This window comes from Bacteroides fluxus YIT 12057, assembly GCF_000195635.1.
Classification (GTDB): domain Bacteria; phylum Bacteroidota; class Bacteroidia; order Bacteroidales; family Bacteroidaceae; genus Bacteroides; species Bacteroides fluxus.
Map to the genome: position 1 here is coordinate 12233 of NZ_GL882633.1, position 13014 is coordinate 25246.

Annotated in this window: 7 protein-coding genes; 2 read left to right on the forward strand and 5 right to left on the reverse strand. The window is 48.3% G+C overall.

Features of this window, described 5'->3' with window-relative positions:
• Position 1 precedes the first annotated feature (1 nt).
• Positions 2 to 1744 (forward strand): ATP-dependent DNA helicase, encoded by a 1743-nt coding sequence (locus tag HMPREF9446_RS08840; RefSeq protein WP_009125247.1) that lies wholly within the window; start codon positions 2 to 4, stop codon positions 1742 to 1744.
• Between the two features lie 66 nt (positions 1745 to 1810).
• A complete protein-coding gene (locus tag HMPREF9446_RS08845) occupies positions 1811 to 2425 on the forward strand; it encodes an L-threonylcarbamoyladenylate synthase (RefSeq protein ID WP_039968860.1) in 615 nt (204 codons plus the stop codon).
• 99 nt (positions 2426 to 2524) lie between these two features.
• On the opposite strand, the gene HMPREF9446_RS08850 is transcribed toward HMPREF9446_RS08845, so the two are convergent.
• The 5 genes from HMPREF9446_RS08850 to HMPREF9446_RS08870 form a co-directional block, all read right to left on the reverse strand.
• Complete coding sequence (locus tag HMPREF9446_RS08850) at positions 2525 to 5725, reverse strand: efflux RND transporter permease subunit (protein WP_039968863.1); 3201 nt, start codon at positions 5723 to 5725, stop codon at positions 2525 to 2527.
• Between the two features lie 26 nt (positions 5726 to 5751).
• Positions 5752 to 7230, reverse strand: coding sequence for a TolC family protein (locus HMPREF9446_RS08855; protein ID WP_039968894.1), 1479 nt, complete (start codon positions 7228 to 7230; stop codon positions 5752 to 5754).
• A 173-nt stretch (positions 7231 to 7403) separates the two neighbouring features.
• Positions 7404 to 10502, reverse strand: a complete 3099-nt coding sequence (locus HMPREF9446_RS08860; RefSeq protein WP_009125253.1) for an efflux RND transporter permease subunit — start codon at positions 10500 to 10502, stop codon at positions 7404 to 7406.
• Between the two features lie 2 nt (positions 10503 to 10504).
• Positions 10505 to 11572, reverse strand: a complete 1068-nt coding sequence (locus tag HMPREF9446_RS08865) for an efflux RND transporter periplasmic adaptor subunit (protein ID WP_009125254.1) — start codon at positions 11570 to 11572, stop codon at positions 10505 to 10507.
• Between the two features lie 178 nt (positions 11573 to 11750).
• Entirely contained in the window at positions 11751 to 12791 is a 1041-nt protein-coding gene (locus HMPREF9446_RS08870) for a DUF4934 domain-containing protein (RefSeq protein ID WP_148345771.1), read from the reverse strand.
• Positions 12792 to 13014 lie beyond the last annotated feature (223 nt).

The following is a 13014-nucleotide window of genomic DNA, read 5'->3' on the forward strand; positions in this document are numbered from 1 at the left end:
CATGGCCTTCTCTCCCGATACCCGGAACAAAGAGTTTCAAGACGCCTTGAACCTCATTCAATATACCCGCCAGTCCGTATTTCTGACGGGTAAAGCCGGTACAGGCAAATCGACTTTTTTACGGTACATCTGCGAGCATACCAAAAAGAAACATGTAGTTCTGGCTCCCACCGGCATAGCCGCCATCAATGCAGGGGGCAGTACCATGCACAGTTTCTTCAAACTGCCGTTCTATCCCCTGCTGCCCGACGATCCCAACTTCAGCCTGCAACGGGGACGCATCCACGAGTTCTTCAAATATACCAAGCCCCACCGCAAGCTGCTCGAAGAACTGGAACTGGTCATCATCGACGAGATTTCCATGGTGCGTGCCGACATCATCGATGCCGTTGACCGTATCCTCCGTGTTTATTCCCGAAATCTGCGCGAACCGTTCGGAGGCAAACAGCTATTGTTGGTAGGGGATGTCTTTCAGTTGGAGCCTGTCGTAAAGGGAGATGAGCGGGAAATACTAAACCGCTTCTACCCTACCCCCTACTTTTTTTCTGCAAGGGTTTTCGGGCAGATAGACCTCGTTTCCATTGAACTGCAGAAGGTTTACCGCCAGACGGACAGCAAGTTCATCCATGTGTTAGACCACATCCGCAACAACAGTGTAGGTGCCACGGACCTGCAACTGCTCAATACCCGTTACGGCACGCAGATAGAGCAATCGGAAGCCGATATGTATATCACCCTTGCCACCCGTCGTGACAATGTGGACTACATCAATGACAAAAAACTGGCGGAACTTCCCGGAGAGTCCGTCACTTTCTACGGGGAAATTACCGGTGATTTTCCGGAAAGCAGCCTGCCCACCTCCAAGGAGCTTGTCCTGAAACCGGGTGCACAGATCATCTTCATCAAGAACGATTTCGACCGCCGTTGGGTAAATGGCACTATCGGCATAGTAAGCGGCTTCGATCCCATCGAGGAAACTCTTTATGTCATCACCGACGATGGCAAGGAATGCGACGTCAAACGGGAGTCATGGCGCAACATCCGCTACAAGTACAACGAAGAGAAGAAGCAGATTGAAGAAGAAGAACTGGGAACCTTCACCCAATACCCCGTACGCCTGGCCTGGGCCATCACCGTCCACAAGAGCCAGGGACTGACCTTCAGCCGTGTAGTCATTGATTTCACCGGTGGCGTATTTGCCGGCGGACAGGCATACGTGGCACTCAGCCGCTGCACTTCGCTGGAAGGCATCCAGCTGAAGAAACCCATCAGCCGTGCCGATGTTTTCGTGCGCCCCGAAATAGTCGGTTTCGCCGAACGTTTCAACAACCGGCAGGCCATAGACCGTGCCTTGAAACAGGCCCAGGCGGACGTGCAATATGCGGCTGCCTCCAAAGCCTTCGACGAAGGAAAGTTCGACGTGTTTCTCGATGAGTTTTTCAAAGCCATCCATTCCCGGTATGATATAGAAAAGCCTGTAGCGCAGCGCCTCATCCGGCGGAAACTGAACATCATCAACCGGCTGAAGGAGGAAAACCGTGCATTGAAGCAAGCTGCTCTGGACAAAGAGAAAGCCCTCGTCAAGTATGCCCGCGAATATATCAGCATGGGTGACGAATGCCTGAAACATGACATGAAAGAGGCCGCCATGAAAAATTACGAGAAAGCCGTCACTCTGTGTCCCAAGTTCAAAGAAGCCTGGAAGAAAATCAAGAAGCTGGAGAAAGAAATGCTAAAAAGGTAAATCCCTTGCTTATAAGCTGATTATTGCTTATCTTCGCACAACTATTACATCAAAACCCGCTCTGCCATGCTTCTGAAACTTTATGAAAAAAATAACAATCCCGCCGACCTGCAACGGGTAGTCGATATCCTGAATGACGGAGGAATCATCATCTATCCCACCGATACCATGTATGCCATCGGCTGCCACGGACTGAAGGAACGCGCCATCGAACGCATCTGCCGGCTGAAGGACATCGATCCGAAGAAGAACAACCTTTCCATCATCTGTTATGATTTGAGCAGTATCAGCGAATATGCCAAGGTCGATAACGGCACGTTCAAACTGATGAAACGCAATCTGCCCGGAGCCTTCACCTTCATACTGAACGGCACCACCCGCCTGCCCAAAATTTTCCGCAACCGGAAAGAAGTCGGCATACGCATGCCCGGCAATTCCATCATTCAAGAAATAGCCCGTCTGTTGGACGCCCCCATCATGACCACCACCCTCCCCTACGATGAGGACGAGGACATCGAATACATCACCGATCCGGAACTTATAGACGAAAAATTCGGCAATGCCGTAGATTTAGTGATCGACGGCGGTATTGGCGGCACTGAAGGTTCCACCGTAGTAAACTGTACCAACGGAGAGCCCGAAATCGTACGCCAAGGAAAAGGCTGGCTGGATGAAGGATAAAAATCCGGATAGCCCGGATAGTATTCGGAGTGGTGATCGGACTATCCATATTCGGGTTTATGTAAAGGCGAGATACGCGTTCCCCGCCACAATGACCGGTCATCCGCCTTGCGTCTCCTTCTTCTTCAACACGAATACCGGCAAGAAGAAGAAAATGCCGATTACGGACATAACCAAGCCCCCGATGGTTCCCGCCGCCAACGGGAACCAGAAAGCTTCCTTGTCCGTGCCGACCATGAACGGGATAAAACCCAAGATAGTGGAAACTACAGTCAGGAAAATAGGTACAATCTTGGCATTCCATGCCTTGGTATAGGCACGGAGTGCGCAGAGACGCGGAAAACGGCGGCGAATGCTGTTGTATTCATTCAGGATATAGATACTGGCATTGACCGTAATGCCGCACAACAGGACAAACGAGGCAAAACCGCCCTGGTCGAAGTTCAACCCGAACCAATAGAAAGTGAGGAACACCCCGATGTAGGAAACCGGAATGACAAAGATAATGGCAAGCGGCTGCTTCAAGGAATTGAACAGGACTCCGGTCGTAAAGAAAATGATGGCGATTACCACCAACAGCAACAGGTACTGGCGATTCTCTTTCTTTCCCCAACCCCACCAATTACTGTCCGACTCGGCCGTGTAGCCCATCGGCAGCAATTTGTTGAATTCCTCCAGATCGCGCTTCTGTATCTTGTTGCCCATCTCATTGGAACCGATATACTCGTATTGCAGACAAAGCCGGTATTGCTGGCTTTCCTTGGCTATCTCCTGCGGCATCTGCCCCTTCACCACCTCCGCCAGTTCGGACAATTTGTAATGCTTGCTGTCTCCCGCACCATACGGAAAGAATTGCATAGCCCATATATCGTACTCCTGCGACTGCCGGGAAGAAAGCTTGATTTTCTCTGTCCCTGCCTCCGTAGGCACCGAACCAATCTCCATGTTTTTACCGAAGATGGGCTGTACTGCAGCAAAAAGCACCCGTGCATCAATATTTTCCTGTGCCATACGCTCCTTATTCAGATGGAAGTAGAATTCCCGGTAATCATCTTTCCACCACGAAAATTCCGAATTGACAAGTACCTCCTTGATGCGGCGGTGAGTCAATAACTTGGCTTTCAGTTTCTCCGCCCATCCATAGAGCTCATCGTAATTGTAACCGTACATCTTGATGCGGTAGGAACCGGCATTCTCGCGTACGTCATTGCTGAAGCCCTGGTCCTGCAAGCCATATACTCCCCAGCTGCCGCCACCCAGCTCCAGTGCCTTGCTGATTATATTGGCTTTCAGCGTATAAGGGAAACCACTATTCTGATGCTCCTTCTTGAAATAGATACTGATACCGGCACGGCGGGGATTGTAAATGGAAGTATGGAACTGCTTGATTTCCTTGAAACCGCTGAGATAAGTCTCCATACGTTTCATCAAAGCATTCATCTGCTCCAGAGTACTACCATTAGGCAGATTGGCATTGGCATACAACACTACTTCCTCGTTGCGGGTGAAGTAACTGCCCTCATAAACTTTCTGCACAAAAAGGCGCAATGAGCCTCCCAACACCTTATTTACAACAGGCTTCACTGATTCCTTGTAGGCGGGCGATCCTAAGGTCTTGTTATAGAAGGTTTCCCATTTGCCATCCCCTTCAAGTTTCTCGGGCAACAGGAAAACAGGCAGGCCGAAACCGAGAAGCAACAGCAGGCAGACCGCCCAACGCCAACGGCAAAGCAAACGAATCAAAGCTGAATAGAGACGGGAGAAATAAACGGGAAAACGCTTGAGAAACCGACTCATCCCCCTGCTGAATGAAGCGGGAAAAACCTTCCCGTACTTTCTCTTTCCCGCAACCTGTTTCACCAAGTCTATCTTCTCTATCATGGACGGCACAAAGAACAATGCCACCATCAGGGAAACAGCCAAATTGATGATGACCACCGCTGCAAAATCCTGCAGATTAAGCCGTATCTTTTCATCCAGGAAGAAGATGATGACCAATGCTCCCATCGTAGTGAGAGTAGCCGCCAATACGGACATGAAAGCCTTCAGATTACGGCGATGCAGGATATGGTCGGTCATGACAATGGTACTGTCTATCACCAGATTCAGCGACACCGTAATCCCTGCCAATGAATAGAGCTGCATCTCCAGTCCGAAAAGATAATAGAAAATGAGTGCCACCGCTATATTCACGGACAGGCTGGTGACAATCAGGAACAAGTATTTCAGTTTACGGGTAATGAGCCAGACGAATACTAACAGAATAAGCACTGTCAGCCCTGTACGGAAATAGATTTTATCGAGCTCCTCACGAATATATTCGGTAGCGTCGTAACTGGTATGTATTTCATAGCCGGCGGGCAGCACTTCTCCGATAGCCTCCATGGTTTCCGCCACTTCACGGCTGAGCTGCAGCTGGTTGGCAGATTCCTCTGCCGTAATGGAAAGATAAATGGAGTTCAAGCCGTTGATGCGGTAGTAGCTCTGAGGTTCTTCTTCCGTGCGGACAACCTGTACCAACTCATCCAGGTACAACACTTTTCCACCAGCAGCCACCACCGGAATGGCAGAAGGGTCCAACCCGCCCCGGTCTGCCTCCGGCACCAAGGCGAGGCGTATCCATTGTTCACCTTCTTTTCCGGTATCCATATTATGAGTTCCCAAAAACTCTTTCCGGTAATGGCACTGCACCGCATCACGGATGTCCGCCAAGGTGACACCCAGCATGCGCAGTTGCTCACTGTCATATTCCAGCCGCCATTCCATCGGAGTAGCCCCGCTCAACTCTATCTTATAAATTCCCGGCAAACGTGCCAGACGAGGCTTGATATGTTCCTCCGCATATTGCTGAATCAGTATAGGAGTGGAAGGAGCATTCAAAGTAAAGGACATGAAAGGACGGGCCGCATTCTCATCGGGGACTTTCATCCGTATAACGGGATAGCTGACGCCATCGGGCAGTTGCGGCCATGTCTGGCGGATAATGGTGGAAGCTTCGAAACGCACCGCATCTATATCGGCATGCTTGTCCAGCTCCACGGTGATATTGCCAAAGCCGTTTCCGGAAGTGGAATTCAGTTTCTTCACTCCACGGATACGCGCCAACATAGATTCCAACTTACTGGTGACCTCCATCTCCACCACCCGCGACGATGTGCCCGGCATGCTGAAACTTACCGTAAAGCCCGGCAGACTGCGCGACGGATTCAGCTTGACCGGAAGGAGCGGTACCAACGCTATACCTACCAGAGCCAAACAGACAAATGTCACTATGACGGTGAAAGAAGAGGCAGATTTCATAGATTTATGTTTACGGTAATCTCTTTTTATTTAACACCTGCGGCACTAAATTCAAACTTATCCGAAAGCGAGAAGCCCGAGGCAAAATCGTGCAACGTCAGTTTCCGTATTTTGTAATAATTCAGCCAGTAATCCTGCAAAGCAGAGATATAATTGCGCTGAGCTTCCTGCTGGCGGTTCAGCGACAGGGTCAGGCTATTGATGTCGGCTTTACCGATGATGAAACGCTGGCGAGTTTCATTGTATGCCAGGATGGCAAGGTCAAGAGCCTCTTCGGCACTCGTCACCAACCCCTGCTGTACATTAAAATCGGCTACGGTCATAATCACTTCCTCCTCAATACTGATTTCGCTTTGCCGGGAAGAGGTTTTCACCACGTTCAAGTTATTCTTTGCCATATTGTACTTCCCCTTGCGTACTCCCCAGTCTATCAATGGAATGGAAACACTGACGGATACCATTTCCTGCTGCATGGGACTCTTGTACGCTTCCCCGAATTTCTCCGCCACCTGGTTGAAACCGACACTGGCATTGATACTGGCATTGAAACGAGATTCCTTCTTCGTCTTGTCCACGTTCTGCTCGGCTTCCAATACATTCTGGCGGAGTCCCAAAAACTGCGGGTTGTTGACTTGCGCAGCGGCCAAAGCCTCATCCACCGGAATAACCAGTGATTGGGGACGTCCGGGCAATACGGCCTTGATTTCCGTATTTTTCTCCAAGTTCAGAAAAGAAGCCAACGAGAACATGGCACGTTTCAAGGCACTGGTCGCATTTTGCAAGGTGTTACGGGCATTGACTACATCCAGTTTCAAAGTCAGTAAATCGGCACGGCTGATGGCAGCTATCTTGAGACGTTGCATGCCTATCCGGTAAAGCGTATCGGTAGAAACGGCATTTTCCTTTGCCAGGTCATATTCCGCCTGCGCCATGGCAAGGGCAAAGAAGTAAGTGGTAGCCTGTTCGGAAACTCGCTCGGCATTATAGATAAATTCTTTCTTTACTTTTTCGTATTTCAGCGGTTCAATTTTGCGCTCCCACCTGAACGGATTATATCCCACCAAGCTTTGCGAATACCCCAGACGTACCGGTACACTGGTAAATTGGGTATATTGGTTGCCGCCGAAGCTGCGCATATAGCCCAATTCCGTGTCCAGATAGAACGTACCTCCCGTCAAGTCAAAGTTCTGCCTGACGGCAAGATTCCCGTATGCATAGAAGGACTGCTGGCTACGGTAAATGTCCAAATCCTGCCCGGAGTCATAACGCTTGGTAATGTCACGGTTATATTGTGCAGGCGTCATGTTCAAGGTCAGGCTGGGCAAACGGTTCGCTTTAAAAGTACGATATTCCCAATATCCCGCCAGATACATGTTTTTGGTACGGAAAGCTTCCAGCGAACTGTCATTTGCCAACGCAATGGTTTGCTGCAAGTCCAGCGTTATGCGCTGTTGGGCAAAAGCAGGAAATGCTCCGAAACTCAAGAAAAGCAACAGAAGCCTCATCCCCGCCCCCTCTCCGAAAGAGAGGGGAGAAAGGATAGTATCCTTGTCAATCGGCAAGAGGATATTCAGCAGATATTGAAAACAATTCTTTAGGTAATGACGTACTATAACAGTATTCTTTATGTAATGGCATATCTTCATATAACAGTATTTTTTATATAACAAGAGTAACTTCAATCCTTCCCTCTCTTTCGGAGAGGGGTCGGGGGTGAGGCTTTATATATAAACCAATATATCAGCGGTATGATGAACAAGCTGACCAACGTACCTACGAACATGGCTCCAATCATGGCTATGGAAAGGGGCTTCTGCAACTCAGAACCCATATCGAAAGAGAACAGTAATGGCACCATCGCAAAAATCGTTGTCAACGATGTCATGATAATAGGCCGGAGCCTTCTTCGCCCTGCCTCATGAACGGCTTCCAACAAGGGCATCCCCCCTTTCCGCAGTTCATTAATGGCATCCAGTTTCAGAATGGAGTCGTTGATGATGATACCGCACGTCACAATCAGTCCGATGGCCGACATCAGATTCAGCGTATGCCCGCACACCCACAGCAGGAGCAGGGCAAAAGCTACGTCTATAGGTATCTCCAACAAGACAATCAACGGTTGCACAAAGCTCTCGAACTGGGCAGCGAGGATAAAATACATCAGCAGAATGGAGATAAAAAGAATCACCACCAGTTCATCCAACATCCGGCGGTTGGAGAAGAAACTCCCGGAAAAGGCTGTGTCCCAGTCCCCCGTAGCATCCGCCGCCTGTTTCACTTCTTCCATCAAAGGGACTGCATCATCCACCTCATAGAAACGGAAAGGAATATATTCACCGTTACGGCCTGCCGTAATGGTTTTCAAGTCTTCTGCCGGAGCCACTTTCACCAGATTCCGCAAGGGAACATAATCCACTTCTCCCTTGTCATCCGGACGGGTCTGTATCAAAGTCTGTTGCAGTACATCATTGACCGTCTTTTCTTCCCCCACAATACTGATAGGCAGATATTGCTGGTAGGAATGCAACATGGCTACGCTGTTTTCCTTGAAAGCGGTCTTCAAGATCCGGTAAAGCTCACTGTACGAGACATTATACAACAGGAGCTTTTCTTGCTGAATGCTTATGTTCAACTGGTTTTCGAAGGCTATTCCGGTAGGGGATATTCCCGTGAGCTCTCCGAACCGGCGTTCCAGCCTGCGCAAATTCCCGGCGGCCGGAGCCTTCTCTTTATTGCGTGCATACAATTCGGCGACCACATCCGCCTCACCGGTCACAAACAATTTCTCGAACACCGTTTCGGGCGGTGAGAAAGAGACCACTGCCAACGGGTATTCCTCCTTCAACCGCTGATACACTTTCCGCTGCAATGCGGGTATCTCCGCAGGGGCAGAAGTCTTGAAATACAATTCCGCTTCTGAAGAAGAAAGGGCCCGGTCACGGTTCAGCAAATAATCCTGCTGGCCGACAGCAGCAGTCTGCTCCACTGTCTCAGCCTTCAAGTCCTCAAACAATGCATTGACCCGGTGGCGGTTCTCGTCCACATGGATATTCTCATTCCATTCCACACGGGCTATCAGTTCATTCTGGTCTATATCGGGCATACGTTCTTTGCCGATGAAGTAAAAGAGAAAGACGCAAAGAGGAACGGAAACAATGCAAAATGCGACACTGAATGTTTTATGGGCAAATATCCAGTCAATTCCCGCGTCATAGAAACGGTCCAGCGTATGTTCCTTCAAAGGATTATTGATACGGATACGGGAAAACCACGATTTGCCGCGCAACCCCGTACGATAAACCAACATATAAAGTACCGGCAACAACATGATTCCGGTGAAATAGGATACAAACAAACCTACTGTCACTGCAAAAGCCTGGTCATAGAACAGCGCACCGGCAATGCCGCTCATGAAAATCAGCGGGACAAAGACGGCTATCGTAGTCAGTGAGGAGCTGAGCATCGGAGTGACCACCTCGCTTGTCCCCGTTACACAAGCACGCCTCAACGAGTATCCGCGTTCCCGGTATTGGGATATGTTCTCCGTCACAATGATGCTGCTGTCTATCATCATACCCAATGCCAGAATCAAACCGGAGAGCGAGATAATGTTGAGCGACATCCTGAAAAGATAGAAAAAGAGAAAACAAACCACGATAGATACCACCATACTCAGTCCGATGATAAACGGCGACTTGACATCTCCCAAGAAAAGTACCGCAACAACACAGATAAAAAGGAAACCCAACGAAAGATTCTGCTGTAAATTAGAGATTGTATAATCCAGCAGTTCCGTCTGGTTGCGGCTGACACTGAAATCGATATCCGGATATACTTCCTTGAAATAATCCATAGTCCCGTCAATGGCGGCCTTCATGTCATCCATATTCTCATCGGCCTGCTTGATGACGGCTAAAGTGACTGCACGCTTGCCGTTACTCATGGATACCCCCTTTTCCTTGGCAGGGACAATGCCGACTTTACAGAACTCACCCAGACGGACAATGCGGTCCTCCTTCCGCAAAAGGATATTCTCCACGTCCGCCCCGGTACGCAGCAAGGTGGAGAACTTTATGTTGTATTCGTAATAGCCATCACGTACGGTCATGCTGCCCGGTTCCACATTATTCTGCTCCAGGGCATTCTCGATGTCTTCTATAGAGAGCCCCAATACGGCCAGTTTATCCGGATCGGGCACTATCTGCAACTGACGTTCCAAAAGACCGGTCACATCGACCATTGCCACTTCGGCCAGCTGTTCGATACGGCGCTTGATGACATTCTCGGCAAACTCACACAAATCCAGAAAAGCACGTTCATCGGTCTTTCCATATGCGCTGTCGCTCTTCAAAGTCAAGTTCAGGTAAAAGACCGGAATATCCGTTGCGCTGGCCTTTACCACTTTGGGACGTTCAGCATCTTTGGGAAGGTAATTCATGGCAGCATCTATCTTCTCATTCACCTCTATAAAAGCAAGATCTGTATTGGTACCATAGTCGAAGCTCAGGCGGATAATCCCCGCACCATCCCTTGTCTCACTATGCATGTCCTTGAGTTTGGCCACCTGTATAAGCTGCCCGCGCAAGGGTTTGACCACCGTATTCTCCAACTCACGCGCCGAGGTATTCTGAGCCGACACCTGCACCGTAATCTCCGGTATGGCAATATCCGGCAACAAAGATACCGGCAAAGTGAAATAAGTCACCATCCCGACGATGAAACAAGCAGTAAACGCCATCAATACAGCTATGGGCCGTTGTATCAAGAATTTCACCATGATTACTCCACTACTTTTACCGGCGCTTCATGTGCCAGATTCACATTTCCCGTAACAATGACCGTATCTCCCTCCTGCAAACCATCCACTACACTGTAATGCTCTGCATTTTCCAGGCCGGTTTGTATATAGTTCCATCGGGCTTTGCCCTCTTTTAAAGTAAACACCACCTGCTTGCCCGAACGCAATACGACAGCACTTTTGGGTATCACCAGCTGCTCGCCAAGAGAACGGTGCACGTTTATCCGTACATTCATGCCACTAAACAGCTTTCCCTTACTGCCTACCACCGCCTTGACTTTTACCATACCTTTATCATCCACCAAAGGATTGATCTGTGTTATGCGCCCCTCGTAACCGGATGCAGCATCGGCATAAGGAGTCACTATCACCTTATCCCCATTCTTTATCAAAGGAAGCTCACTCTCCAATACCGTAAAGTCAGCTTCCATACCTTGCGTGCCTACAATGGTACAGAATGCATCCGACGCACTTGCCGCATTGTAAGGCTTAGAAAAGAGATTGGCTACCACACCGTCGAAAGGAGCGGTCAAGGTAGCATGCTCTTCCTCATATTTCGCCAGTTCGTATAGGGAAAGACTTTGGTCGTAACCGCTCTTTACCCGTGCCAATCGCATAATGTCAGCCGGAACTTTAGATGTGTCGCCTGCAGGATATCCCTGCCCTATCAATACATCCTGCAATTCCAGTTTTGATTTTTCCAATGCATCCTTGGCCTGTACCGTCTTGTTAGCAAGACGGAATTTATCCAGTTCGGCTATCTTCTGCCCTTTACGCACAAAGTCACCGTTCTTTACATAAATATGTGCTATAATCCCCGCAGTCTCGAAACGTAAATCCGCCTGCCCTCCGGCAATCACTTTTCCGTTACTGACCAGTTCATGGTCAAAAGTCCGGCGCTCCAACCTCTGTACGGTCACCTTATTATCATCACTCGGCAAAACAGTGGCCACCCCCTCTTCTCCAGCATTTTCCTTCTTGGCATCGGAACAAGCTGCCAGCAGAGCAACAGCGACGCATAGCAAGTATCGGTAGTTTTGTATTTTCATATTTATACTAAAAAACGATTGAGTTACAAAATTAGTGGTTTCAGCAGTAGAAACCGATATTTATATATAGACAAATCATGGCTTACGCATTTACAGCATACAATTAATTATCAACGTATTACATTTACGACCATCTTTTCATAGGTGGACAAAATACAGACTGTCATTCCCACTAAGGCTACGTTATGACCACTACATCCGCCCCAACAATCATTGCATATTCCCCCCGGGCACTGCAAGTTTTCGGATGGAAAGGCATGAAGTTTGTCAGGTCATCCGTAATGCCTTCTTTTTCGGCATACATGCAGGTAGTACCCGTTTGGCGATTGTAGATGCCATTGAATGTATCCGGCTTGCCACCATATATTTCACGTGTACATTGAAAGGAAATCGTATAATCCGTCTCAAAAACGGCAGTCATCAACAAACGGTTCTCATTGTCCTTGGAGTCGGTACGCGCATCTGCCCCCCAATGCCATTTACCAGTAGAAAAAGCAATGGCAGGAACCAACCGTTCCCGTTCTACCGTATAGACCGTGTCATTAAAACTCTCCTTGAAACGCACTTTCCCTTTATTCTTCCATAAAAAAGGAATGCCTCTGATACCTGCCGAGTAGCTGCCATCTGAGAATTTTGACAGAAAAAAAACGGCAAGCCCGAATCTCCTCACTGAAATTTCCGCTATATCATTCAATTGCTTTTCCGGAAGAACCGGCAGCAGGCTGGGAACCGTGTCTATCTGAGTACCTTCTGCATTGAAAAACATCAAAGCACGTACATTGTATTGTTGGGCTACATTATTATAATAGCCGATAATCAAGGAATCCGTAAACACATAATCATTAGGCGCTGCAGGAGGTGTGGGAATCACCAATTTGCCAAGGTAGTTGCCTTGCAGGTCATACTTCTGCAATCCATTCGGCTCACGTTTGAAACAGAGCGTCTTATCCACGTCATTGTATGTGGGTTGCGCATAAGAATAGGCTTCAGGATCATCTCCCCCATGCCCTACTTCACAGACAAACTTACCATTCATCTTATCGAATAGATAACATGATTTATTTGAAAAGACAACAATATGCTTATCCAACAGCAAGATATAGGGATTTCTTCCAATCAAGCACGAATCAGTAGTTTCTAAAGTCACAGACTGCTTAGTACCGGAACAAGCTGCAGCCAAACAAACCAGACAAACAGCATATAGCCAACTCTTTTTCATGGTTTCGTGTGTTTTTGATTTAAGATTCATAATATCTTCACAAAGGAACTAAAATAATTAGTTTTAAAACTAATCAACATCGTTAAATTACTAAAAAGGCGTAGCAACACTTATCTTTTTTTACTTTTTGCCGCATCTGCCGTACTGCTGTAGAATAGGTTTTCTGCACATCTTCCTTAAAATTGTCCCTATCCAACAAAAATGTACGGAATACATCTTCTTT